At 61.1% G+C, this 22396-nt stretch carries 27 protein-coding genes and 1 pseudogene; 17 read left to right on the forward strand and 11 right to left on the reverse strand.

Annotated features, from left to right (window positions below):
* Nucleotide 1: 1 nt before the first annotated feature.
* A complete protein-coding gene (locus tag SPBM01_RS04205; protein ID WP_188064151.1) occupies nt 2-673 on the reverse strand; it encodes a hypothetical protein in 672 nt (223 codons plus the stop codon).
* 36 nt (nt 674-709) lie between these two features.
* Nucleotides 710-988 carry a hypothetical protein gene (locus SPBM01_RS04210; protein WP_188064152.1) on the reverse strand — a complete coding sequence of 93 codons (279 nt, stop codon included), beginning with the start codon at nt 986-988 and terminating at the stop codon, nt 710-712.
* Between the two features lie 82 nt (nt 989-1070).
* Between SPBM01_RS04210 and SPBM01_RS04215 the strand changes: the two genes are divergently transcribed.
* The 3 genes from SPBM01_RS04215 to SPBM01_RS04225 all read left to right on the forward strand — a co-directional run bounded on the left by SPBM01_RS04215 (nt 1071) and on the right by SPBM01_RS04225 (nt 1912).
* Nucleotides 1071-1370: a hypothetical protein gene (locus SPBM01_RS04215; RefSeq protein WP_188064153.1), complete on the forward strand. Its 300-nt coding sequence runs from the start codon at nt 1071-1073 to the stop codon at nt 1368-1370.
* A gap of 79 nt (nt 1371-1449) precedes the next feature.
* On the forward strand, nt 1450-1719 hold the full coding sequence (locus SPBM01_RS04220) for a hypothetical protein (protein WP_188064154.1): 270 nt from the start codon (nt 1450-1452) through the stop codon (nt 1717-1719).
* A complete protein-coding gene (locus tag SPBM01_RS04225) occupies nt 1712-1912 on the forward strand; it encodes a hypothetical protein (RefSeq protein WP_188064155.1) in 201 nt (66 codons plus the stop codon). The genes SPBM01_RS04220 and SPBM01_RS04225 overlap by 8 nt, the downstream gene beginning before the upstream one ends.
* Nucleotides 1913-2166: 254 nt before the next feature.
* Here SPBM01_RS04225 and SPBM01_RS04230 read toward each other — a convergent pair whose 3' ends face one another.
* A complete protein-coding gene (locus SPBM01_RS04230) occupies nt 2167-2637 on the reverse strand; it encodes a hypothetical protein (protein ID WP_188064156.1) in 471 nt (156 codons plus the stop codon).
* A 130-nt stretch (nt 2638-2767) separates the two neighbouring features.
* On the opposite strand from SPBM01_RS04230, the gene SPBM01_RS04235 reads away from it, so the two are divergent.
* From SPBM01_RS04235 to SPBM01_RS04275, 9 genes and pseudogenes are all read left to right on the forward strand, one after another.
* On the forward strand, nt 2768-3514 hold the full coding sequence (locus SPBM01_RS04235) for a hypothetical protein (protein WP_188064157.1): 747 nt from the start codon (nt 2768-2770) through the stop codon (nt 3512-3514).
* 64 nt (nt 3515-3578) lie between these two features.
* Nucleotides 3579-3899 (forward strand): hypothetical protein, encoded by a 321-nt coding sequence (locus SPBM01_RS04240; RefSeq protein ID WP_188064158.1) that lies wholly within the window; start codon nt 3579-3581, stop codon nt 3897-3899.
* A 204-nt stretch (nt 3900-4103) separates the two neighbouring features.
* Complete coding sequence (locus tag SPBM01_RS21730; RefSeq protein ID WP_223177777.1) at nt 4104-4331, forward strand: hypothetical protein; 228 nt, start codon at nt 4104-4106, stop codon at nt 4329-4331.
* Between the two features lie 204 nt (nt 4332-4535).
* Entirely contained in the window at nt 4536-5999 is a 1464-nt protein-coding gene (gene istA, locus SPBM01_RS04250) for an IS21 family transposase (protein ID WP_164522016.1), read from the forward strand.
* Complete coding sequence (istB, locus tag SPBM01_RS04255; protein ID WP_007686496.1) at nt 5999-6808, forward strand: IS21-like element helper ATPase IstB; 810 nt, start codon at nt 5999-6001, stop codon at nt 6806-6808. The genes istA and istB overlap by 1 nt, the downstream gene beginning before the upstream one ends.
* A 312-nt stretch (nt 6809-7120) precedes the next feature.
* Complete coding sequence (locus SPBM01_RS21845) at nt 7121-8128, forward strand: hypothetical protein (RefSeq protein ID WP_262504320.1); 1008 nt, start codon at nt 7121-7123, stop codon at nt 8126-8128.
* On the forward strand, nt 8125-8286 hold the full coding sequence (locus SPBM01_RS04265) for a hypothetical protein (protein ID WP_188064160.1): 162 nt from the start codon (nt 8125-8127) through the stop codon (nt 8284-8286). The genes SPBM01_RS21845 and SPBM01_RS04265 overlap by 4 nt, the downstream gene beginning before the upstream one ends.
* A 55-nt stretch (nt 8287-8341) precedes the next feature.
* Nucleotides 8342-8533, forward strand: coding sequence for a DUF6771 family protein (locus SPBM01_RS22085; RefSeq protein WP_017182579.1), 192 nt, complete (start codon nt 8342-8344; stop codon nt 8531-8533).
* A gap of 341 nt (nt 8534-8874) precedes the next feature.
* A pseudogene (locus SPBM01_RS04275) lies at nt 8875-9174 on the forward strand (DNA-protecting protein DprA); the annotation flags it as partial.
* A gap of 50 nt (nt 9175-9224) precedes the next feature.
* Here SPBM01_RS04275 and SPBM01_RS04280 read toward each other — a convergent pair.
* Complete coding sequence (locus SPBM01_RS04280; RefSeq protein ID WP_188064161.1) at nt 9225-9677, reverse strand: PA2169 family four-helix-bundle protein; 453 nt, start codon at nt 9675-9677, stop codon at nt 9225-9227.
* 284 nt (nt 9678-9961) lie between these two features.
* Here SPBM01_RS04280 and topA point away from each other — a divergent pair, with 284 nt between their 5' ends.
* Nucleotides 9962-12553, forward strand: a complete 2592-nt coding sequence (topA, locus tag SPBM01_RS04285) for a type I DNA topoisomerase (RefSeq protein ID WP_188064162.1) — start codon at nt 9962-9964, stop codon at nt 12551-12553.
* A 3-nt stretch (nt 12554-12556) separates the two neighbouring features.
* Here topA and SPBM01_RS04290 read toward each other — a convergent pair whose 3' ends face one another.
* The 4 genes from SPBM01_RS04290 to lepB all read right to left on the reverse strand — a co-directional run bounded on the left by SPBM01_RS04290 (nt 12557) and on the right by lepB (nt 15920).
* A complete protein-coding gene (locus tag SPBM01_RS04290; RefSeq protein ID WP_188064163.1) occupies nt 12557-13273 on the reverse strand; it encodes a GGDEF domain-containing protein in 717 nt (238 codons plus the stop codon).
* Between the two features lie 57 nt (nt 13274-13330).
* Nucleotides 13331-14230, reverse strand: coding sequence for a GTPase Era (era, locus tag SPBM01_RS04295; RefSeq protein WP_188064164.1), 900 nt, complete (start codon nt 14228-14230; stop codon nt 13331-13333).
* 170 nt (nt 14231-14400) lie between these two features.
* Entirely contained in the window at nt 14401-15126 is a 726-nt protein-coding gene (gene rnc / locus SPBM01_RS04300; protein WP_188064165.1) for a ribonuclease III, read from the reverse strand.
* Nucleotides 15081-15920 carry a signal peptidase I gene (gene lepB / locus SPBM01_RS04305; RefSeq protein WP_188064166.1) on the reverse strand — a complete coding sequence of 280 codons (840 nt, stop codon included), beginning with the start codon at nt 15918-15920 and terminating at the stop codon, nt 15081-15083. Before lepB ends, rnc begins: the two co-directional genes overlap by 46 nt.
* A gap of 192 nt (nt 15921-16112) precedes the next feature.
* Between lepB and pgi the strand changes: the two genes are divergently transcribed.
* Nucleotides 16113-17615 (forward strand): glucose-6-phosphate isomerase, encoded by a 1503-nt coding sequence (pgi, locus tag SPBM01_RS04310; RefSeq protein WP_188065545.1) that lies wholly within the window; start codon nt 16113-16115, stop codon nt 17613-17615.
* Between the two features lie 27 nt (nt 17616-17642).
* Here the strand turns inward: pgi and SPBM01_RS04315 are convergent, their stop codons facing one another.
* Entirely contained in the window at nt 17643-18353 is a 711-nt protein-coding gene (locus tag SPBM01_RS04315) for a 2OG-Fe dioxygenase family protein (protein WP_188064167.1), read from the reverse strand.
* Nucleotides 18354-18438: 85 nt separating this feature from the next.
* Nucleotides 18439-19218: an SDR family NAD(P)-dependent oxidoreductase gene (locus SPBM01_RS04320; protein ID WP_188064168.1), complete on the reverse strand. Its 780-nt coding sequence runs from the start codon at nt 19216-19218 to the stop codon at nt 18439-18441.
* Between the two features lie 109 nt (nt 19219-19327).
* Here SPBM01_RS04320 and SPBM01_RS04325 point away from each other — a divergent pair, with 109 nt between their 5' ends.
* Genes SPBM01_RS04325 through SPBM01_RS04335 form a run of 3 tightly spaced genes read left to right on the forward strand, consistent with a single transcriptional unit; the run spans nt 19328 to nt 20872 of the window.
* The gene (locus SPBM01_RS04325) at nt 19328-20224 is read left to right on the forward strand and encodes a LysR family transcriptional regulator (protein ID WP_188064169.1); all 897 of its coding nucleotides are present in this window, start codon (nt 19328-19330) and stop codon (nt 20222-20224) included.
* Nucleotides 20225-20279: 55 nt separating this feature from the next.
* A complete protein-coding gene (locus tag SPBM01_RS04330) occupies nt 20280-20558 on the forward strand; it encodes a type II toxin-antitoxin system ParD family antitoxin (protein WP_188064170.1) in 279 nt (92 codons plus the stop codon).
* A gap of 2 nt (nt 20559-20560) precedes the next feature.
* Nucleotides 20561-20872, forward strand: a complete 312-nt coding sequence (locus SPBM01_RS04335; protein ID WP_188064171.1) for a type II toxin-antitoxin system RelE/ParE family toxin — start codon at nt 20561-20563, stop codon at nt 20870-20872.
* Nucleotides 20873-20884: 12 nt separating this feature from the next.
* Here SPBM01_RS04335 and SPBM01_RS04340 read toward each other — a convergent pair whose 3' ends face one another.
* Nucleotides 20885-22300, reverse strand: a complete 1416-nt coding sequence (locus tag SPBM01_RS04340; protein ID WP_188064172.1) for a short-chain fatty acyl-CoA regulator family protein — start codon at nt 22298-22300, stop codon at nt 20885-20887.
* Between the last annotated feature and the right edge of the window lie 96 nt (nt 22301-22396).

Below are 22396 nucleotides of genomic sequence, written 5' to 3' on the forward strand. Positions count from 1 at the left end.
ATTAGTCGGAATGCTGCCGTGCCTCTGCGAGACGGTTGCGATACTCGAACAAAGCACCCCGCCCAGTGATTTCAAACATGGATACCCATGGGACTGATGCGACAGCGTGGCTTTCACCAGTAGTGAGTACCCAGGTTGGGATCTCACCATCCTCTGCTTGATCAACACACGCAGCAGTGGCCTCAACTTTGCCGTTGATCAGTAGGGTGAGGTTCGCGTCTTTCGGCGAACTGAACTCCCAATCGATCTCGAACTTATCGAGAAACTCCCATTCGAGGTGCCCCCCGTTTTCGTCCTGCCGCATCGAATAGCGCTTCGCGGCGGTGTCGAAGAATGGGTAGAGGCTGTGTTTCCGACACGTTAATGTGCGCAGTTCATGCCAGACGAGCACGAGCGAGATTAGCAGCGGCGGGTTGCCCTCGACCTTTTCGACCTTTTCCCAACTAACTGAGCGTACGCGCCGGCCATTGATCATGTGATATCGGACTTTCTGGCGATAGTCTGCCTTCGGATCGTCCAGCTTCACCCATTGAGAATGAATATGCCGCGCACCAGGCTCTCGGTAACTCACGGTGTGTTGCCGATACCCTGCGCAGTGGCGCAGTGCGAGATAGCCAAGGTACAGGAGTAGAGGTAACACCCCTAACAATTCTGCCAGTCCCTTTCCGTCCATAGCTCCCCCTACCGATTGAGAGCCTTGTCTAGCTCCTTATCTTCTAGGTTGAAATAGTTGATGATGAACGGCTCTTCCCGAAGCCGAACGTGACGCCGAAGCGGGTCTGGATCCCATGATCCCGGCATCGGGTTGCTGTCCGTCCAATTCCTCCGCCGACATTCCAATATCGCGCTGGATCGTGTTGCGCGGCTTCCAGTCCTGAGCATCAGTCGATGCATCTGCGATTGGCAAGGTGGTTGTGTCTCGTAGGGTGAAACCACCGACAAGACCGGCAACGAGTGCCCCGACAAGAATGATGGGAGATTTGGACATGATCGCCCTCATATCAGGCAAGCGCAAATGAACCGCAAATTGGGGAGGTAAATACCTACGTTAACAATGACGAGGATTTCCTATGACCCAATACAGCAACCCCGATCTCACTCAGCGCGAGATTATCGAAAGCAGCATCCTAGCCATCGAAACGATGATGGAAAAGGCAGACGAAGCGGCGGCGGAAGCCGAAGCACATCGCGCTCAACCTGTGGACTTTATGACCAGCCAAATTATCAGCCAGCACGTCTCGATGCAGAATGGCACCAAGTTCCAGCTACAGAGCGAACTGACCCGCTTGAAGAACATTATCGCTGTTTGGGACGGTGAAGAGCCAACCGCTACCGGCACCCCAACGATGCCGACTGCGCCCCTGAACTGATAACCCTCCCCCGGAGAAGTGAGCGTTCTCTGTACGGTTAAATAATCGCACAGAAACAATCACCTCCGGGGGTCGCATCATGGCAAAAAAGAAGCCTACAGAAACATTCCAAACCGTTCACGCCGACACGCTCTATGCAGCGTTCAAATCTCCCAAAATGGCCGAACTGTTCGGTGTCACCATTGAAGACTTCGGCATTGTGACCATCACAAGCGCTGGGTTCATGACGGTCGAATTTGAAAATGCAACAGCGGAAAATCTGTCAGTCGATCTCTTCGAGTTAGCGCCGGTCAATAGCGTGGCTGAGCCTGAACTTCCGTTTGCGCAGGAGGGCAGCGATCATGAGTGATAGTGAAACCCCTGAGAAAAAGTCCTTCCTCAAAACCGTCCTCGTCGGCACCGGTCGCTTCATCAAAATCGCTTGGACCATTCCGGCGGTCAAAAGCCTTCTCATGACCAACCTCATTCGACTGGGTGTGTCGGGTACGGTAATCGCGGTAGCAGTGGCTCTGGGTGATGCGTACAGCACGGGCGGGCTTTAATGAGAGAACATGCTGTAGAAGCTGTAACCGCAGCCGGTGACATCGTTTCAGTCAGCGTCGTTATCGCAACGCTAGCTCAGATACTCCCCTCCATCGCGGCACTGTTTACAGTTATCTGGACAGCCATTCGAATTTACGAAACAGCCACGGTACAAGGCTGGCTAGGTAAAAAGCCCGATTGATAGAAAACCCGGAGAACAATACGTTCTCCGGGTAGGCACCGCTTGAGCAGCTCTGTTAAAGCGCAGCACCCATCAGTATTTAAGTGGCGGGTTCACCCAACGTTCGGCTTGTTCGGCTCGCTTCAACATCCATGACATGCGCGGCTTTCCCTTTGGTCCGTTGAACGACCATAGAGAGCCATCAACAGGAACGTTCCAGTTATCGACAGCGACCGGATAGCGGAAATTGGCACGGCTCAGGCAGCGGCGCAGCATGGATGATTTGAAAGCACCCAACCCAATGTCCCGACATAGCTCTACGATTATATCGAAACGAAACTGGGCAATGTCGGCCTTGATCATTTTACGAACGGCCTTTTCATAGGCATCCTTTGGTTCGGCCTCATCCAAAGCCTCAAGGCGCTTCCACTGCTTTTGTGGAATGAGAAGTGCAGACCCAGCATATCCCTCGCGCAGACGCTCATCAATGAACGACCCTCTGACGCCGGATTGCTTTTGCCACTGCTCTTTAGACTGGGTGACACCATTGATCGTTATATCCATGCAGGTATTTACACCCTTGAAACAGTGACATTCTCCAAATCAGCAGTTTTAGACCCGTTTGACCCCTGTTTTGATGCTTCTGGGATCAATACGAGTGCAGCCAGTGAGGTTGCACTTAAAGGAGAATATCATGCAGAAGATCACCCTTTCCCGTTTCGATAAAAATCGCAATTATGGCCTTCGTGACAGCTACATCGCGTGCGTCGATAGTTCAGCAAATTGCTATGGCATAATGGCCTACATGGAGAATAGTAGAGACCGCCTCATGCAGTTTAATGATGAACCGCGCGCATGGTCATTCGCGTCATGGAAGAAGGGCGAGAACACCAAAGCCAATCTGATCGAAGCATCAGCGATCATACTCGAATATCCGCTGTCCGCGTGGGAACGTCTCGCATCAAAAATGTTGGAAACTGGCTATACCCATTTCTGGGTATCGACAGAGACAAAAACAGCCAACACGATCAGCCTCATCATCCCGCTCGCTTCAAGCGTTGGCACTGCGCACTATGAAAGGCTTGCGGCTGTATTCGTGCAGAAGCTGGATGAATATGAATTGGTTGATGGATGCCTCGCCGCCACCCACTTGATCCACGTCTACGCTACCAGTGTCATTGATAAGGTCGAGGGCTACCGGGGATGCTTGGACCCTTTGCTTTATGTGAAGATGACCGCGAGGCAGTACCAGCGCGATGCAAAGGTGTTTTATGGCAAGATGCCAAAAGCCGCAGCGGTGCATTTGTCTCCACCAGTCGTGACATCAGCGGATTATATCACGGATGATAACAACTTGTTCCTGTTCCCATTGACCGAAAAGGAGCGTCAACAGCGTGCCACTGACGCGCTACTTGATAGCATGGGTATCAAGGAAAGATAATTCGTCAGAGGCCCGACAGCTATGGTTGTCGGGCTTCGCCATATCTGCGTGAAATGGTAAGTAGATGATGGCGAAAATCACATCATCTCTCATCGAACTCGACCGCGCAGCAGACACTCTATTGCCCCTCACATTCAGGGACAAAGTGACCAAGCAACCGATCGACATCTCTGGCGCGGACATCAAGTTCGTCGTCAAGAGCGGCTTCACTCTCATCCCCGAAATCGATCCCAGCAATCCACTGGGTCGGCTGCTTCATTTCACAGAAGCTCATGCTGCCCAGCTTAGCAGCAAAGCCAAACCGTTCATGGTCACGCGCACGGTCGATGGCATGGATCAGGTGCTATGGCGTGGTGAAATTGTCGCGGTTGGCTTCACGCAATGATCGAAGTTCAACTGGCGCAGTTCAGCGTAGAAATCCTAGTCGGCGATGTGCCGGAAATTGTCGTAGAGGCCACAGCAGCTACTGAACTGGTAATCGAGGCCAGCAATATCCCCGGTCCACGTGGGCCAGCCGGTGAAACAGGGCCACAAGGCATCGCGGGTCCACAAGGGCCAGCCGGTGAGACAGGACCGCAAGGCATCCCCGGTGACAGTATCACAGGACCAATGGGACCAGCAGGAGCAACTGGACCACAGGGACCAATCGGACCAGCCGGAGAAAGCATCACTGGACCACAGGGACCTCAGGGGCCGCAAGGCATCGCAGGGCCGCAAGGACCACAAGGCGAACCCGGAACAACGGGAGCCACTGGACCACAAGGTGCGCGGCGACAACTACGATGGCCGGTTGAGCGGCGACTATGATGGCCGGTAGGATCGGTTGTCTGGTCTGATCGTAGGGAGGGGCGCAGCCCCGACCGGAGAGCGGACCAGACAACCGGTGGCGATCTTTTTCCCCTTCTTTCGGGGGGCAGATCGGGGCTGTGGCGGGCGGTGGTATCGGAACACTCATCGAACAACGAGCGATGGGTTTGCGATGCCGGGCCACCACATTTCCGATCAGCAGGTATTTCTCTTCATGACCCATCGTCGCCAACACACCCAGGCCGTCGCGGCTGCCAAGGCCGGTATCAGCGAACGCAGCGCACGCCGGATCGAGAACGATCCGCAGCTTCCGTCCCAGAAGAAGAAGGAGCGCCACTGGCGCACCCGCGCCGATCCGCTCGAGCCATTCTGGCCACGTATAGAGGAGTTGCTCCAGATCGACGGTATCATTGCCGTCACGGTCTTCGAGACGCTCCAGGACGAGTTCGGCGAGGATGCTGTTCCCGATGCGATACGACGAACACTGGAACGCCGGATCGCCCGCTGGCGGGCACTGCACGGCGGCGAGAAGGAGATCTTCTTCCCGCAGCATCATGAGCCCGGTCGGCAGGGCCTGTCGGATTTCACGGTATGCGACAGTCTCAAGGTCACTGTTGCCGGCGAGACCCTGGCCTATCGCCTCTACCACTTCCGCTTGGCGGCGAGTGGCTGGGAGCATGCGGCTGTCGTGCTGGGCGGGGAGAGCTTTGCCGCCCTTTCGGAGCACCTGCAGGATGCGTTGTGGAAGCTGGGCGGTGCGCCGGCCGAACACCGCAGCGATTCCCTGTCAGCCGCCTACAAAAACCTCGACGCCGATGCGCAGCGGGATTTCACCCGAAGCTATGACGAGCTGTGTCGTCATTACCGCATGCTTGCTACCCGCAACAACCGCGGCGAGGCGCACGAGAACGGATCGATCGAAGGTCCCCATGCCCATCTCAAGCGACGGCTCGATCAGGCCTTACGCCGGCGGGGCAGCCGCGATTTCGTCAGCATCGAGGCCTGGCGCGAGTTCGTTGAGGCGCAGGTCGCCAGACAGAACCGGCGGCATGCTGCGCGCATCGATGCAGAACGCAGGGTACTCAAGGCGCTGCCCGCAAGGCGAACCACCGATTTCGCCATGGTCACCGTCGATGTCACCCGCAACGGCACCGTCGCCATCGATCGGGTTACCTATTCGGTGCCTTCCCGCCTCGTCGGACGGCGCCTCAACGCGCATCTCTTTGACGATCGCATCGAGCTCTTCCTCGGCCCGGACAGGGTAATGTCCACGCCGCGTGTGCGGATCAGTCATCCCCACCGGGGGCATAGCATCGATTTCCGGCACATGATCGGTAACCTGCGCCGCAAGCCCGGTGCACTGCGCAACCTCGTCTACCGCGAAGCCCTCTTCCCCGATCACGCCTACCGGCGGGCCTGGCAAGCCTTCGATGCCCAACTCGATGGACGGCAGGCCTGCCGCGATGCCGTCGCGCTGCTCGATATCGCCGCCAGGGGCGACTGTGTCGACGTGCTGGCCCGGCGGATCGATGAGGCTCTCGACAGCGGGCGCTTGCCCGATGTCGAGAGCCTCAGGGACGAGTTCCTGCCAACCGCAAGATCGCAGCGCGATGTCGCTATCCCGCCACCCGATCTGCACAGCTACAACAGCCTGATCGCCAGCGGGGAGGTGCACTGATGACCCGCACCAAGGATCAGGCCGCCGCCGTACTGCCTACCCTGCTGAAGGCCTTGCGCCTGCCGAGCATCAACCGCAACTGGAAGCGCCTCACCGACACCGCCGATCGCGATGGCTGGCCGGCCGCCAACCTGCTGGCCTCGCTTCTCGAGATCGAGATGGCTGATCGCTCCTCCCGGCGCATCCAGCGCCATCGCGACCAGTCCGGCTTGCCCGCAGGCAAGACCTTCGCCACCTTCGATTTCGACGCCGCCCCCGGCATCCGCAAACCGCACCTCTTGTCCCTCGCCGCCGGTGACGACTGGATCGAGAACGGCGGCAACCTGCTGCTGTTCGGCCAGAGTGGGACCGGCAAGACGCACGCAGTTGCCGCCATTGGCCATGCCCTCATCGACACGGGGCGGCGCGTCCTGTTCTGCTCCACCACCGACATGGTCCAGAAGCTCCAGTCCGCGCGCCGCGACCTCAGCCTGCCCGCCATGCTCGACAAGCTCGACAAGTTCGATCTCATCGTGCTCGACGATCTGTCCTACGTCCGCAAGGACCAGGTCGAGACCAGCGCCTTGTTCGAGCTCATCGCCCACCGCTACGAACGCCACTCGCTCGCCATTACCGCCAACCAGCCATTTTCGGCATGGGACAACGTCTTCCCTGATCCCGCCATGACTGTCGCCGCGATCGACCGCCTCGTGCACCACTCGACCATCATCGAGATGAACGGCGAAAGCTACCGCAAGCGTTCCGCCGTCGCCCGCATCAACGCCGGCGATTACGACCCGCCCAATGGCGCCCCGGACCGGCCATCATAATTGTCGCTGGCTTCGCGCTCGGGAGCACCCTTGCTGAGGCAACGGGTAATTGTCGCCAGCGGCAATTACATGCCAACCATCCCATGCGCTTCAAACCCTCGCTTCCGGCCAGCGCCAGCGACAATTACCCAGCGTCGTAATTGTCGCTCGACGGTTGCTCCTCGCAACAGCAAATGGTAGCCAGAATTCACCAACCGGCGCGGCCACCTATCGGCCATCAAAATTGACGCCGACCGGACACCGTAATCGTCGCGCTACACACAAGGCGAACCCGGAACACCGGCACCAGTGGGCTTACCAACACTCGATGCGTTGGCCATTTACGGCGATGGCAGCGATGGCGATGTTACAATCGCGAGTTTGGTCAACCTGACCCGTGACATGTATTATAACAATCTGACCATCACTAGCACGGGCATACTCAACACCACGATGTTCCATGTCTATGTGGCTGGCACTCTCGATCTATCAGATGCAACAGCCAACAGCATCCGACCAAACGTCACCGGCAACGGACAATCGAGCGGCAGCGCAAGTGGCGGCACATCAGGCGCAGTAACGGGTTCCTCGGCATCAACCAGCGTAGGCGCTTCTGGCGTTGCTGGTGGCGCAAGCACGGCCACGACAGGAAACAACGGCTCATCAGCGGGCAGCGTCGCAATCCTTGGTGGTGGTCATGGTGGCATGAGCGGTGCAGGCGGCGATGGCGTGAATACCGCAGGCTCAAGTCGTGCAGTGAACGCTTCGGTGCCTTTCGCAGTCCGTCGATATGTCGCAAGCCTTGTTCGTGGCATCGTGTTCGTAGCTGGTGGTCAAGGTGGCAGTGGCGGCAGCGGTGGTGGCGGTAACGGCACAAATACCGGCGGTGGCGGTGGCGGCGGTGGAGCCGGTGGTGCGAACGTTTATCTAGCAGCCCGACATATCATCCCCGGCAGCACCACAGGCGTAATCACCAGCCGTGGTGGCAATGGTGGCAACGGAAGAACCGCAAGCACCTCAGGAACAGGTGGCGGTGGTGGTGGAGCCGGTGGCGGCGGTGGAATGATCTATCTGGTCTACCACACCACATCAGCCGATCACCCAACGCTCATTACGAGCGAAGGCGGCACCGGTGGCAGCAGCGGCGGCGGAGCATCAGATGCGAAAGCTGGACGCGGTGGCGGCGGTGGTGGATCGGGACTGATAGTCGTCATCAACACCACGACAGCGACCCTCGTGGAAACTGCTCGTTTGGTCGGCACAACGCCGCCAACAAATAGCACCAACATCAGCGCACCGGGTCTTGCTGGTGAAATCGGAACAGGCGGGGTTTGGCTATGACGATTTATGATCGCTTCGGCAGGACGATAACCGAGATCGAACCAGATGTTTGGGAGAGCGAAGGCATCCGCTTAAAGGCACCGGGCAAAAGCCATGCTGTGATCATCGCGATCTTTGAAGGCATGTTGACCCCTTTGGAGCAACCCGACGAGGAATAACGATCCATCGCAATCCATATTGCCATGTTCCTGGTTTGTTCCCTATCATGTTGCCATGACCCACCCCGACTCACTTTGGCTCGCTCAGAGCCTTCTCCACGCGCCAGCATGGGCCAGAGTTGCCCTCACGGCACCCAACGAACGCCTTCGCGAACAGGCAGCAGTCGAACTCGCGCAAAGCATCATGATAGCCATAGAGCATCCCCCGACGATCTGGGATCACAGGCAGATGATGCTGCCGCTGTGATATGGGCGCGAATGTCACGCTTAGAAATCTAGGCGATTACGCTCGTCGGAAAGCAAATCTCTTCATCATCTGCAAATGTGGCCACTCAGGAGTTGTCGATGTCGAAAAGCTCAACCGCTGGTTCCTTGCCCACGGCTGGAACACCGCGATGGAAACCGTCGGAGCGCATTTACGATGCTCGCGCTGTCGGAGCCATCCTGAACGTTTTGCTCCATCGCCTCGACGCCCAGATCGGCCAGAATGGATGAGCAGCGAGGATGATTGGAAAAGACTTGTGAGGCGTCTCAGGAATTAATCAGTTAAATCAGTGCATTGTGTGGCGTGCAACTGTTGACGCTTGCATCCGCGAGGGCGCTATATTGGTGCAGAACGCGGCCGATGTGCTGGAAGCCGTCGGCCATATCGACCCGCGCATGGTGCGGCAGGGCAATTTCGATTTCGTTAGCGAGCCGGTGTCGAGTGACGTTCTGGCCAGCGAACGGGACGCTGTGGTCGCGCTGCTGGGTCATGCGCCGGTGCCGGTGGACGAGTTGATACGGCTGTCGAACCTGTCGCCTGCGGTAGTGCAGACGGTGCTGCTGGAACTGGAACTGGCGCAGCGGCTGGACCGGCTGGCGGGTGCGCGCGTGAGTTTGCGATAGTGGCAGCGGGCGGGCGCATGATTGCGCCCGCCCGCTGCCTGCTTGTCAGATCAATGCTGCATCGAATGTTTGATGTCGCGCATTTCGTCATGGCCTTCCTTGACCGAAACATAGCTTTGTTCGATCACTGCGCGGGTCGCAGGCGACAGGTCGCGATCGGCGATGGCGTCTTCGAACTTGGCCTTGATATGATCTTCGCCCGCTTCGACTTCGTTGATGATCGCCTTGTCATCCTTGCCCGTCAGTGCGGCTTTGAGGTTCAGGAAAACGCGGTGCGCCCCGGCCAGGATCGTGCCGTCATCTTCCGGGTTGCCGCCCAGCGTGCGGACTTCCTGTTGCAGGCGCGTGACGACCTGACGCCGTTCGCTGGCGCGGCTGGTGAACAGCGCGGTGAAGCGGGCATTTTCGCTGTCCTTGGCCGCTTCGGTATAGCCATCGACGCTGTCGAGCGTGGTGGCGATCAGGCCGTTGAGCGTGGAAATATCGTGGCTGGAATCGGACATGGTTTTTCCTGTCTTGATAAAGGGTTTCGCCATGGGTTCGGACAAACCGGACGATGCCCATACAACCCGGCATCCTGAAAAAAGTCGCAGGCCCATCGGCACGACTTGATCTCGATCAGGTAGATTTTCCCCTGTCCGGGCCGACCCGTGCGCTTAGCGCGCCGTTTCGACAAGAAGCTGGCGCTGGGTCACTATCTCCCCTAATCACTCGCACCGCTTGACGTCCGCCGTCATCGCCTTCCAAACTCGCGCATACGTGTGAGGCAGTTAATTTCGGGGCCATAATGCAGCTTGTCATCGTTGAATCGCCGGCCAAGGCGAAAACCATCGAGAAATATCTGGGCGGGGATTTCCATGTCCTGGCCAGCTATGGCCATATCCGCGATCTGCCGGCCAAGGACGGGTCGGTCGACCCGGACGATGGCTTTGCCATGTCGTGGGAGAATTACGGCGACAAGGGCAAGCAGCTAAAAGCCATATCGGACGCCGCCAAGAAGGCGACGCGATTGATCCTGGCGACTGACCCTGACCGCGAAGGGGAAGCGATAAGCTGGCATGTGCAGGAAGTGCTGCGCGCCAAGAAGGCGTTGCCCGCCGTCGTGGACCGGGTGACGTTCAACGCGATTACCAAGGCCGCCGTGCTGGACGCGATGGCCAAGCCGCGCGCGCTGGACGAGGATCTGATCGATGCCTATCGCGCGCGCCGGGCGCTGGACTATCTGGTCGGTTTCACCCTGTCGCCGGTGCTGTGGCGCAAGCTGCCCGGTGCCAAGTCGGCAGGCCGGGTGCAATCGGTCGCGCTGCGGCTGGTGGTGGAGCGCGAGCGGGAGATCGAATCCTTCAAGCCCCAAGAATATTGGTCGGTTGCTGCCGAAATGGAGCAGGACGGCACCGCCTTTACCGCGCGCCTCGTCCGCTGGAAGGGCGAGAAGATCGAGCGGCTGACGATCGGCCGTGAGGGCGACGCGATGGCGGCCAAGGCCGATGTCGAGGCCGGGCGCTTTACGGTCGAGAGGGTCGAGACGAAGCCGCTCACCCGCAATCCACCGCCGCCCTTTACGACATCGACCATCCAGCAGGAAGCGGCGCGCAAGCTGGGCTTTTCCGCCAGCCATACGATGCGAATCGCGCAGCAGCTTTATGAAGATGGCGCGATCACCTATATGCGGACCGACGGCGTGCAGATGGACCATAGCGCCATTTCCGCCGCGCGCGCCGCGATCGCGCAGCGTTATGATGGCGGTTATGTGCCGGACAAGCCGCGCATCTACCAGACCAAGGCGAAGAATGCGCAGGAAGCGCATGAGGCGATCCGCCCGACCGATTTTTCGCGCGACAAGGTGGGCGGCGGCGATCATGCGCGGCTCTATGACCTGGTGTTCAAGCGGGCGCTGGCCAGCCAGATGGCGTCGGCGCGGCTGGAACGCACCACCATCGACATGAACGACGCCACCGGCACGCATACGCTGCGCGCGACGGGGCAGGTCGTGATCTTCCCCGGCTTCCTGGCGCTGTACGAGGAAGGGCGCGACGACAGCGACGATGAGGATGGCAAGCTGCTGCCGCGTATGAGCGAAGGCGACGCCCCGGCCAAGAAGAAGGTGACGGCGGACCAGCATTTCACCCAGCCGCCACCGCGCTATTCCGAAGCATCGCTGGTCAAGCGGCTGGAGGAATTGGGGATCGGGCGGCCGTCCACCTATGCGTCCACGTTGCAGGTGCTGAAGGACCGCGACTATGTGCGGATCGAGAAGAACCGCTTCTTCGCCGAGGAAAGCGGACGTCTGGTGACGGCGTTTCTTGAGCGCTTTTTCGAGCGCTATGTGTCCTATGACTTCACGGCGGGGCTTGAGGACGAGCTGGACGATATTTCCGGCGGCCGCGCGCAATGGCAGGCAGTGCTGGAAGCCTTCTGGCGCGATTTCAAGCCCAAGACGGCTGAGATCATGGAGCAGAAGCCGTCGGACATCACGGCGGAACTGGACAAGTTTCTGGAACCGATGCTGTTCCCGCCCAAGGCGGACGGCAGCAATCCGCGTGCCTGCCCGCTATGCGCGGATGGGCAATTGTCGCTGCGTGGCGGGCGGTTCGGCGCGTTCATCGCCTGCTCCAATTATCCCGAATGTAAGTTCACGCGGAAATTCGGCCAGCCCGGTGGCAAGGATGGCGAAGATAGCGGGCCGGAGATTCTGGGCCAGCATCCCGACACCGGACAGGACATCGTCAGGAAATCCGGCCGCTTTGGTCCCTATATCGAAATGGGTGAGGGCAAGGAGGCCAAGCGTGGCTCGATCCCCAAGGATCTGCCCGATGGCGAATTGACGCTGGAATGGGGCATCAAGCTGCTCAGCCTGCCGCGCGAAGTGGGCCTGCACCCTGAAACGGGGCTGCCGATCGTGGCGAATATCGGGCGCTTTGGACCCTATCTGCTGCATGACGGCAAATATGGGCGGCTGTCCAACACGGCGGAGATTTTCGAAGTCGGCATGAACAGCGCGGTCGTCAAGCTGGCGGAGGCGGCAACACGCGGGCCGCGCAGCGCCGGGCGGGAGCCATTGAAGGTGCTGGGCGCGCATCCGCGCACGGAACTGGAAATCAAGCTGATGGAAGGGCGCTATGGCGCTTATGTCACCGATGGCACGACCAATGCGACGTTGCCCAAGACGGTCGACAAGGACGCACTGACGCTGGAGGAAGCCGCACAACTGATCGACGCGCGCGCAGCAGCGGCACCGGCCAAGAAGGGCGCGAAGAAGAAAGCGGCACCCAAAAAGGCAGCTGCCAAGAAAGATGCGCCCGCGAAGAAGGACGGCGCGGCGAAGAAGCCTGCGGCGAAGAAGGCTCCGGCCAAGAAGAAAGCAGCAGCAGCGGAATAGCGTTCAGGCGGCGTGCCGCACCTGGTTGCGGCCGCCGGTCTTGGCCGCATACATGGCGATGTCGGCGCGGTGCAGGCTGGCCTCGATCGGCAGCATCGGGTCGGCAGGGCTGATGCCGATGCTGGCGGTGGCGCGCACGATGCGGCCTGTGGGCGCACGCACGCGTAGCGCCTGAATGGAGGCGCGGATATGTTCGGCGCGCCGGGTTGCCTCCCTCTCATCGCAATCGGCGATGCACAGGACAAATTCCTCGCCCCCCAGCCTGCCACCCAGATCCACCGGGCGCAGCGCGTCGCGGATGGCCGCGCCGACCGCGTGCAGCACGGCGTCGCCGGTCTGGTGGCCATGATCGTCGTTGAATCGCTTGAAATGGTCGATGTCGATCAGCAGGTGCCAGTTGCCCGGACGATGATGGCCCTGACCCGCGCGCTCGAAAAAGGTTGCGCGGGTCAGCAGGCCGGTCAGGCCGTCGATATCGGCCAGCCGCCGCAGGTCCGCCAGCCGCTGTTCCAGCTCGCGGCGCAAACGGCGATTTTCCTCATTCTGCCGAACCAGCAGGAAACAGACTGGGGTGGAAATGCTGCCTGCGCACAATATCCCCACGCCAAAGAAGCGCCAGGGTATGAACATGCCGGGAATGGCCGATATGATCGCCATGATGATGAGCGTCCCCACGATGGAGATGCTGACAAAGCAGGCGATCTTGCGTTTCGGTCCCATGCGACGGGTCCGTAACGACAGAAGGTAAACAAGCGATTTCCGGCTGTTCCCCGGCGGCTATTCTACCCAGTCCAGACCGATGTCGCGATAGATGTTGCGATCATCCTCCCAGCCTTCCTTGACCTTGACGTGGAGGTAGAGGTGGACCTTTACGCCCAGCAGGGCGGCGAGTTCTTCCCGCGCTTTCGACCCGATTTCCTTGAGGCGCTGACCGCCCTTGCCCAGCACGATGGCGCGCTGGGTCGGGCGACCGACCAGTATCTGCTGGTGGATTTCGACCGATCCGTCCTGCCGTTCCTTATATTGTTCGGTATCGACGGCGGTGGCGTAGGGCAGTTCGGCGTGCAATTGGTGATAAAGCTGTTCGCGGGTGATTTCCGCCGCCAGCATCCGGTCGGTGGCGTCCGACACCTGATCTTCGGGGAAATGCCATGGCCCTTCCGGCATGGCGGCGGCAAAGGCAGCCTTGAGTTCAGGCAGGCCGTCGCCCGTCGCGGCGGACACGAAGAAGATTTCATCGAAGCCCAGCGTGTCGTTCAACACCTGCGTATGGGTCAACAGCTTTTCCTTGATGGCGATGTCCACCTTGTTGAGGATCAGCCACTTGCGTTCCTTGCGGTGTTTCAGCGATTCGATGATCGGTTCCAGCTTGGGACCACGCCCCGCCTTGCCATCGACCACCATCGCGATCAGGTCCGCACCCTGCGCGCCGCCCCATGCCGCCTGCACCATCGCCCGGTCCAGCCGCCGTTTGGGCGCGAAGATGCCGGGGGTGTCGACCAGAACGATCTGCGCAGTCCCCTCAATCGCCACGCCCATGACGCGGGTGCGGGTGGTCTGCGCCTTGGGGCTGGTAATCGCGACCTTTTGCCCCACCAGCGCGTTGACCAGCGTGGATTTGCCCGCGTTGGGCGCACCCACGACGGCAATGACGCCGCAGCGCTGCGTTTCATTCATGCTTGTCAAAACTACTCCGTTCGTCCTGAGCCACATTGGCGCAGTCAAAATATGTTGTCGTCATGCCAGCGATGGCTGGCATCCCACCGGATCTTTTAAGAAAGCGGGATCCCGGCTTTCGCCGGAATGACGGAAAGGGGGATAATAGCCTGTTATGGCGCGCGAGGAAACTACCCCGCCAGCTTCTCCATGAGCGCCGCAGCCGCCGCTGTTTCGGCCTCCTGCTTCGACGCGCCGGTGGCGCTGGCCTCGCCTGCGCCCTTGATCGTCACCGACACGGTAAAGCGCAGGGCGTGGTGGGGACCGGCGCGGTCTTTCAGCTCATATTCGGGGGGCTTGCGCTTGTTGGCGGCGGCCCATTCCTGCAACGCGGACTTGGGGTGGCGCGGAGCGGCGGTCTGGGTATCGACGCGCCCGGCCCACAGGCGGCGGACGAGGGTGCGCGCTTCGTCCAGCCCGGCTTCCAGATAGAGCGCGCCGATGAGCGCTTCCATCACGTCGCCCAACACATTGTCGCTGTCGGCGGCGCCATCGTCGCGCGCCTGCTTGCCCAGCACCAGATGGGTCGGCACGCCTGCTTCCCGTGCGACGGAAGCGCAGGTTTCGCCCGATACCAGCGCGTTGAAACGGCGCGACAGCTTGCCTTCGGGTTCGCCGGCAAAGCGGTCATAGACCCATTCGGCCACCAGCAACCCCAGCACCCGGTCGCCCAGAAATTCCAGCCGTTCGTAATTGACCGGCTTGGCGCTGCCATGGGTCAGTGCCTGTTCGAAGCGTTCGGGCAGGTGCGGCGCGCGACAGATCAGCGCGTTCAGCCATCCGGCGGTGTCCGGCTTATGCAGGTCGCCCTTCAAAAGCCTTCCCCGATGCGGTTCCACCGCGCAGCCGACACCCATGTCCAGGGCAGCAGCCAGTTGGCGCTGCCATCGGTGGAAAAGACCGAGATCATCGCCTTGCCCACCAGATTTTCCATGGGGACGAGGCCGATGCCGCCGCCTTCGACCGCCGGGAAGCGGCTGTCGGCGCTGCGATCGCGATTGTCGCCCATCATGAACAGATGCCCTTCCGGCACCAGCACAGTGTCGCGGTCGTCCGCCGCGCCGTCCGGCACAAGGTCGAGGACGTTATAGCTTTTGGCCGGAACATCTTTGGTCGCGGGCAGGGTTTCGCGGAACTGCGGGTAACGACACTGGCGGCCGCCGCCGGGCGCGGCTTCCTCGAAATCCGGGCGGTAGCAGGGCGTTTCCGCGCCTTCCTTGGCCGCCGCATCGACCATGTTCGGCGTCACCGGAATGACGAGGTCGGCGACCTTCTGGCGCGGGATGGCCGCGCCGTTCAGATAGACGACGCCGCCGCGCACCGCGATCATGTCCCCCGGCAGGCCGATGACGCGCTTGATATAATCGTTCTTCTGGGACGGCGGTGCCTTGAAAACCGCCACGTCGCCGCGATCGGGCGTGGACGCCAGGATGCGACCGGGGATCAGCGGGATGCTGAACGGTAGCGAGTAGCGCGAATAGCCATAGGGCCATTTGGCAACCAGCAGATAGTCGCCGATCAACAGGCGCGGCTGCATCGATTCCGAGGGGATATTGAACGGCGAGATGATGAAGCTGCGCAGGACAAAGACGAACAGGCCCAGCCTGGCGAGGAACCAGAGGAAGTCCCGCGTTTCCGATTTTGCAGTCATGGGTGGTCGTTTCGTCCCTTGATACGCGCCGACAAAGCGGCCGTGCCGGCTTGTGAGGCCAGATGCCGGGCGCGTCAAGCACGTCCTTGACGATGCAAAGCGCCTGAATTTTGGCTAAGGACAGAAAGAATCGACAGGTGCAGCGTCGGTGTCGATCAACTGCAAAGAGGATAGTCCATGCCCAGCCCTGCACTGCCCAGTCCGTCCTTGGCGGCCATCACGGCGCTTCCGCAAGCCGATCTGAAGTCCATCTTCACCACTGATCCCGACCGCCTTGCCAAGCTGGTCCGCAGTCAAGGGGCGATCCGGTTCGATTGGTCCAAGACGCATCTGACCGATGACCTGATGGCCGGTTTCCTGGCACTGGCCGACGAGCAGGGCTTTGCCCGGCGGCGCGACGCGCTGTTTGCGGGCGAGGCCGTCAACAACACCGAAGGCCGAGCCGCCGAACATCCCGCCGAACGGGGTGAGGGCAATGCCGACAGCGTCGCCCATGCCAAGATGCTGCATATGCGGATGCGCGGGCTGGTCGATGCGATCGAGGCAGGCGCGCTGGGCGAGGTGCGCCACATCCTGCACATCGGCATTGGCGGGTCGGCGCTTGGCCCGGACCTGATCGTCGATGCGCTGGACGGTGACGGGGTGCGCTATGACGTGGCGATCGTGTCCAATGTCGATGGCACGGCGCTGGAGCGGGCAATCGAGGGGTTCGACCCCAACGCGACGCTGATCGCCATTGCGTCCAAGACCTTCACCACCAGCGAAACCATGCTGAACGCGGCGAGCGCGATCAACTGGATGATCGAGGGCGGGGTGGACGATCCCTATGGCCGGGTCATCGCGCTGACGGCCGCGCCGGAGCGGGCGATGGAATGGGGTGTGGATGAAACCCGCATCCTGCCGTTCGCCGAATCGGTGGGCGGGCGCTATTCGCTCTGGTCCTCGATCGGCTTTCCCGCCGCGCTGGCGCTGGGCTGGGATGCGTTCGAGAGTTTGCTGGAGGGGGCGGCTGAAATGGACCGGCATTTCCGCCTGTCCGATCCTGCCGACAACATCCCGCTGATCGCGGCGTTCGTGGACCAATATTATGCGCGGGTTCAGGGGTGCCAGACCCGAGCCGTATTCGCCTATGACGAGCGGCTGGCGCTGCTGCCCTCCTACCTTCAGCAGTTGGAGATGGAGAGCAATGGCAAGGCGGTGAAGCTGGACGGATCGCCCGTCGATGGCCCGACCGCGCCGATCACCTGGGGCGGGGTCGGCACCGACGCGCAACATGCGGTGTTCCAGTTGCTGCATCAGGGGACGATCATCACGCCGGTCGAATTCATCGCGTCGATCGAGTCCGGTCACGGGCTGGACCCGGCGCATCACCGGGCGCTGCTGGTCAATTGCTTTGCGCAGGGGGCGGCATTGATGCGGGGCAAGGATAATGATGCCGATCCCGCGCGCGCCTATCCGGGCAATCGTCCGTCCACGACGATCCTGCTGGACGATGTGACGCCCCATGCGCTGGGCGCGCTGATCGCGTTCTACGAGCATCGGACCTTTGCCAATGCAGTGCTGATGGGGATCAATCCGTTCGACCAGTTCGGGGTGGAATTGGGCAAGGAAATCGCCAAGTCGATCGAGACGGAGGGGGCGACCGGGTTCGACCCGTCGACCATGGCGCTGATCGAACTGGCGCTGGGGGAATAGGGATCCAGCCTTTGTGGCGGGCTGTCGTCAGTCCGCCACGAAGGTCACGACCAGCGCGTCGCGCCAGGCGGGGCGGGCGGGATCCTGCGGGTGGATTTCGGTGACGCCGTGCAGGATGCGGTGGTCATCGATCAGCATCGCGTCGCCCGGATGGGTTAGCGTAAATTCGCCGAGCGGGGTGCCGTCGGGCGCGCCGATGCGAGTGACGCCTTCGCGGACATTGACTCGTTCGACCAGCAGCACGAACACGCGGTCCACGCCGTCGCGGTGCAGCCCTTCGGGTGTGGGGCGGCCTGCTGTGCCGGGCTTTGCCTCTATGCGGAACTGGTGCATTTCGACATGCCATCTGGTGGCGGACGCGGTGTCGAACTGGGCCGCGCAAAAGGCGAAGATCGCCTGGCAGGCGGGGTTGGCGATGGTCGCTTCGTCCACCGGGTCGAACCAGCGCTGCACGTCGCCATTCAGGGCATTATAGTCGCGGCTTTGATAATGGGGCTGATGCGGCTTGCGCATGATCTGCCCATGGTCGCAGGCGAAAGCGGCGTGGCGGCGGCGGCGGTAGCGTCCGCCATCGGCCATGTAGAGGTCCGGGCCAAGATCGTTCCAGCTGGCGGCGAAGCGCGTCCAGTCGTCCTGTTCCACGGCCAGAAGGGCGAACGTTTCCGCCCCCGCCAACCGGGCATAGCCGTCCTGTACCAGATGATGGTCCATGCGGGAAAGGCAGGTCGTGTCGCTCATCTTCATCCTTGTAATCAAAGGGTGAGACGAGCGACAGGGCCAGTTTCCGTAAGGCGGCTGGAACGGTGTCAGGCGATACCGACCATCAGGCGATCGTCGGGATCATGCCGCCTTCGACCCGAACCGCTGCGCCATTGGTGGCGGCGGCGAGCGGGCTGGCGAGATAGGCGACCATCGCGCCGACCTCGTCCGCTTCGATCAATCGCTTGATGAGCGAGAGCGGGCGGAGTTTGGTGAAGAATTCCGCTTCGCGGTCCTCTTCGGATGCGTCCTTGTCATCGACCACGGAGCGGATGAAATCCACGATCCCTTCGGAGCGGGTCGGGCCGGGCAGCACGCTGTTCACGGTGACGCCGGTGCCGCGCGTATGTTCGGCAAGACCCCGCGAGATGGAGAGCTGGGCCGATTTGGTCATGCCGTAATGGATCATTTCGGCAGGCGGCAACAGGCCGCTTTCGCTGGCAATGAAGAGGATGCGGCCCCAGTTTTGCGCCAGCATCTGCGGGAAATAATGGCGGGCAAGGCGCGCGCCGCTGACGACGTTGACTTCGAAGATATGGTGCCAGTCGGCGTCGCTTATGTCCGTGAAATCCTTTGCTTCGTAGATGCCGAGATTGTTGACGAGGATGTCGGTGCGGGGGACGGCGGCGATCAGGGTGGCGGCTCCTTCCGCCGTGGCGGGGTCGGCCAGCACGGCGTTGACGGAGCCGCCAATCTCTGCGGCGGCGGCGTCCAGCTTTGCCTGGCTGCGGCCAGTGATGGTGACGGCGACGCCTTCCTGCGACAGGCGGCGCGCGATGGCCAGGCCAATGCCGGCGGTCGATCCGGTGACGATGGCGCTTTTATCGTTGAGTTTCAGGTCCATGGGGGGTGCCTTTCGAAAAGTGAAGTAGACAGCAAGATGGACATAGAGTGGCGATTTATGCGATTGATGATTAGTAGGCACGTCATCATTTCAGAAGTGATTTTGAATCATGGATAACAGGTTCGGCGATATCGAGACGTTTTTGATGGTCGCGGGCGAAGGCAGTTTTGCCGCCGCTGCCAAGGCTTTGCGCCTGACCCCGTCCGCCGTCAGCCGATCCATCGCGCGGCTGGAACAGCGGCTGGGCGTGGCGCTGGTGCGGCGGACGACGCGCGCTCTGGCGCTGACGGGAGAAGGCGTGGCCTATCGCGACCGGATGGCGGTGCTGATCGGCGACATGATGGCAGTCGAGGCGGGGCTGGGGCAGGAGGGGCAGGGACCGCGCGGGGTGTTGCGCATCAATGCGTCACCCTCCTTTGGCTATGAATGTCTGATCCCGCTGCTGCCGCGATTTCGGGCGGCCTATCCGGCGGTGACGGTGGATTTGACGCTGACCGATGCGATCGTCGATCTGGTCGAGGAACGGGCGGACATCGCCATTCGCATCGGCCCGCTGCGCGACACCAGTTTGCGGGCCAAGAAGCTGGGGCATAGCGCGATGGTGGTGGTTGCCAGCCCCGATTATCTGGCGCGGCGGGGGGAGCCGGAGACGCCCGACGATCTGGAGGAGCATGACTGCCTGCGCTTCAGTTTCCGCCGGTCGGTGGATAGCTGGCCGTTTCGGGTCGGCGGGCAGGTGGTGCAGCGAGCGGTGCCGGGCAGCTTCTTTGGCAATTGCGGCGAAGTGGTGCGGCAGATGGCGATCGCGGGTGGCGGCATAGCGCGTCATGGGCGGTTCCATGTCGCGCGTGACCTGCGCGAAGGGCGGCTGGTGGAGGTGCTGGGCGCGTATAATCCGGGCGATGGCGAGGATATTCACGCGCTCTATGCGGCAGAGGACCGGGCGGCGGCGCGGGTGCGGGCGATGCTGGATTTTCTGGAAGGGGCGCTGGTGGTGGCGGGGTGAGGCATTTGCAAACCCGATGCGATAGGATTAAATCCCATTGACGAAAGGATGCGTCATGCGATCGACTCAACAATTCAGTGTGACCTTGCCGAACGAGATGGCGGACGAGGTCCGGGCAAAGGTTGCGTCGGGCGTCTATGCCAGTGAGAGTGAGGTCATTCGCGATGGTCTGCGGGCGCTCAAGGCACGGGACCGCGCCATAGAAGGTTGGTTGAACGGGATCGCCTTGCCTGCTTATGATGCGTATCGGGTCGATCCTTCTCGCGGAATTGCGATCGACGACATTCGAAATGAATTGGCCGATCGCCACGGGCAAATCGCCGATCGCGACTGAATGTGCCGCACAAGATTATCTTTACACCTGAAAGCCGTCATCAGATTACCGCCATTCAGGACTATATAAGCCAGGTTGCGACCCCGGATATCGCGCGGCGATTTACTGACGGCATCCTCGCTCATCTCGAAACGCTGGCCGATTATCCGCTTATCGGCACGGCCAGAGACGATGTGCGGCCAGGATTGCGCACGTTGGCCCATCGGCGTCGCGTGATTATGGCTTTCATGGTCGAAGAGACAGCCGTTGTTATCATCGGTTTCTATTATGGCGGACAGAATTTCGAAACCTTGCTCCGCGAAGATCCCAGCTAGGAACGACTGCCCTCACCCAATCCAGTAAGGCACGATCTGGCGATTGTCCGGGTCCACATGGATGGGGCGGTCGGCGGGCGGGAAGGCGCGCTGGTCGCAGCTTTGGCGGGAGCAGAGGCGGCAGGTGATGCCGATGGGGGTGGCGGCGCCCTCCACTTCCAGTTGCAGGCCGTCGGCATAGACGAAGTTGGCGGCATGGGCGGTTTCGCAGCCCAGGACGACGGCGAAGCGGCGCGGGGTGCGGCTGTAGCTGCCTGACGGTTTCACCAGCCCCTTGGCCATCGACACATAGCGCACGCCGTCCGGCGTTTCGCCCAGTTGCACGTTGATGCGGTCGGGGATGGCGACGGCTTCATGGACGTTCCAAAGGGGGCAGGCACCGCCGAAGCGGGCGAATTGCAGGCGGGTGGCGCTGTGCCGTTTGGTGATGTTGCCCGCCATGTCGACGCGGCAGAAGAAGAAGGGGATGCCGCGCAGGCCGGGGCGTTGCAGGGTGGACAGGCGATGACACGCCTGTTCGAAGCTGACGCCGAAGGTGCGGGCGAGCCGGTCGATATCGTGGCGCATGGTGCGGGCGGCTTCGCGGAACGGGGCGTAGGGCATCAGCAGCGCGCCCGCCGCATAATTGCCAAGGCCGATGGCGAGCAGCCGGTCCGCGCCGGTGACGGGCAGGCCCGCCTTGCTGACCACATCGGCGATCACCGCCTGTCCTTCCAGCATCATGAGTTGATGCGCGAGCATGAATTTGCGGCTTTCGGTGGGCAGCGCGGCGTTGACGAACAGCTTGCGCGTGACGCTGCTATAGGATCGCAGCGCGCTGTCGGGGGTGTCGGCGATGGCGGTTTCTATGCCGTGGCGGCGGGCGAGCGCTTCGACCAGCATCCCTTCGTCCAGCATCTGCCCGGCGGTGAAGCTGGCGGCCATATCTTCGGCCAGGCAATCGAGCGCATGGACATAGTTGCCCGCTTCGTGGAACCAGTCGCGTGCGGCCTCCCACGGCAGACGCGCCTGCACTTCGTGGTCGTTGGCGATCGCTTCCTCGATCATGTTGATGCGTTCGTTGGCGCGCATATGGGCGTTGTAGAGATCGACATAGCGGGCGGCAAATTCGGGGAATTGCAGGTGCAGTTTCTCGATCCGTTCCGGTTCCAGCGCGACGCCGGGCAGTTCGGGATGGCCCAATGCAAAGGCGAAAGCGCCCAGCATCTGTTCATCCTCCCGATCGTCGAAACTGGCCCAGTCGGTGGGGAAGCTGTTGGCGAGCGCGGCCTTCACCTTGGCGGTCAGAGGGCGGTCGTCATTTTCCAGTTGCGAGAGGTAGGAGACGGATATGCCCAGCGCCAGCGCCATCGTCGCCTGATCCATGCGATGGTCCAGGCGCAACTGGCGCAGGCGGGGTCCAGCGAAGATACGATTGCCGCGTGCCATGATCCATCCTTGAAGTGCGCGACGGTCTTAATTTGCAAAGTCGCGTTTTGCAATTTAGCAAATTTGCATTTGCGCAAAAGACAAAAGGCTGAAAAG

Source organism: Sphingobium sp. KCTC 72723 (genome assembly GCF_014280435.1).
GTDB lineage: Bacteria > Pseudomonadota > Alphaproteobacteria > Sphingomonadales > Sphingomonadaceae > Sphingobium.

Excerpts from the sequence above, each read along its gene's own strand:
- SPBM01_RS04205 (WP_188064151.1), bottom strand. The coding sequence starts at position 673 with ATGGACGGAAAGGGACTGGCAGAATTGTTAGGGGTGTTACCTCTACTC.
- SPBM01_RS04210 (WP_188064152.1), bottom strand. The coding sequence starts at position 988 with ATGTCCAAATCTCCCATCATTCTTGTCGGGGCACTCGTTGCCGGTCTT.
- SPBM01_RS04215 (WP_188064153.1), top strand. The coding sequence starts at position 1,071 with ATGACCCAATACAGCAACCCCGATCTCACTCAGCGCGAGATTATCGAA.
- SPBM01_RS04220 (WP_188064154.1), top strand. The coding sequence starts at position 1,450 with ATGGCAAAAAAGAAGCCTACAGAAACATTCCAAACCGTTCACGCCGAC.
- SPBM01_RS04225 (WP_188064155.1), top strand. The coding sequence starts at position 1,712 with ATGAGTGATAGTGAAACCCCTGAGAAAAAGTCCTTCCTCAAAACCGTC.
- SPBM01_RS04230 (WP_188064156.1), bottom strand. The coding sequence starts at position 2,637 with ATGGATATAACGATCAATGGTGTCACCCAGTCTAAAGAGCAGTGGCAA.
- SPBM01_RS04235 (WP_188064157.1), top strand. The coding sequence starts at position 2,768 with ATGCAGAAGATCACCCTTTCCCGTTTCGATAAAAATCGCAATTATGGC.
- SPBM01_RS04240 (WP_188064158.1), top strand. The coding sequence starts at position 3,579 with ATGATGGCGAAAATCACATCATCTCTCATCGAACTCGACCGCGCAGCA.
- istA (WP_164522016.1), top strand. The coding sequence starts at position 4,536 with ATGACCCATCGTCGCCAACACACCCAGGCCGTCGCGGCTGCCAAGGCC.
- istB (WP_007686496.1), top strand. The coding sequence starts at position 5,999 with ATGACCCGCACCAAGGATCAGGCCGCCGCCGTACTGCCTACCCTGCTG.
- SPBM01_RS04265 (WP_188064160.1), top strand. The coding sequence starts at position 8,125 with ATGACGATTTATGATCGCTTCGGCAGGACGATAACCGAGATCGAACCA.
- SPBM01_RS22085 (WP_017182579.1), top strand. The coding sequence starts at position 8,342 with ATGACCCACCCCGACTCACTTTGGCTCGCTCAGAGCCTTCTCCACGCG.
- SPBM01_RS04280 (WP_188064161.1), bottom strand. The coding sequence starts at position 9,677 with ATGTCCGATTCCAGCCACGATATTTCCACGCTCAACGGCCTGATCGCC.
- topA (WP_188064162.1), top strand. The coding sequence starts at position 9,962 with ATGCAGCTTGTCATCGTTGAATCGCCGGCCAAGGCGAAAACCATCGAG.
- SPBM01_RS04290 (WP_188064163.1), bottom strand. The coding sequence starts at position 13,273 with ATGGGACCGAAACGCAAGATCGCCTGCTTTGTCAGCATCTCCATCGTG.
- era (WP_188064164.1), bottom strand. The coding sequence starts at position 14,230 with ATGAATGAAACGCAGCGCTGCGGCGTCATTGCCGTCGTGGGTGCGCCC.
- rnc (WP_188064165.1), bottom strand. The coding sequence starts at position 15,126 with ATGGGTGTCGGCTGCGCGGTGGAACCGCATCGGGGAAGGCTTTTGAAG.
- lepB (WP_188064166.1), bottom strand. The coding sequence starts at position 15,920 with ATGACTGCAAAATCGGAAACGCGGGACTTCCTCTGGTTCCTCGCCAGG.
- SPBM01_RS04315 (WP_188064167.1), bottom strand. The coding sequence starts at position 18,353 with ATGAGCGACACGACCTGCCTTTCCCGCATGGACCATCATCTGGTACAG.
- SPBM01_RS04320 (WP_188064168.1), bottom strand. The coding sequence starts at position 19,218 with ATGGACCTGAAACTCAACGATAAAAGCGCCATCGTCACCGGATCGACC.
- SPBM01_RS04325 (WP_188064169.1), top strand. The coding sequence starts at position 19,328 with ATGGATAACAGGTTCGGCGATATCGAGACGTTTTTGATGGTCGCGGGC.
- SPBM01_RS04330 (WP_188064170.1), top strand. The coding sequence starts at position 20,280 with ATGCGATCGACTCAACAATTCAGTGTGACCTTGCCGAACGAGATGGCG.
- SPBM01_RS04340 (WP_188064172.1), bottom strand. The coding sequence starts at position 22,300 with ATGGCACGCGGCAATCGTATCTTCGCTGGACCCCGCCTGCGCCAGTTG.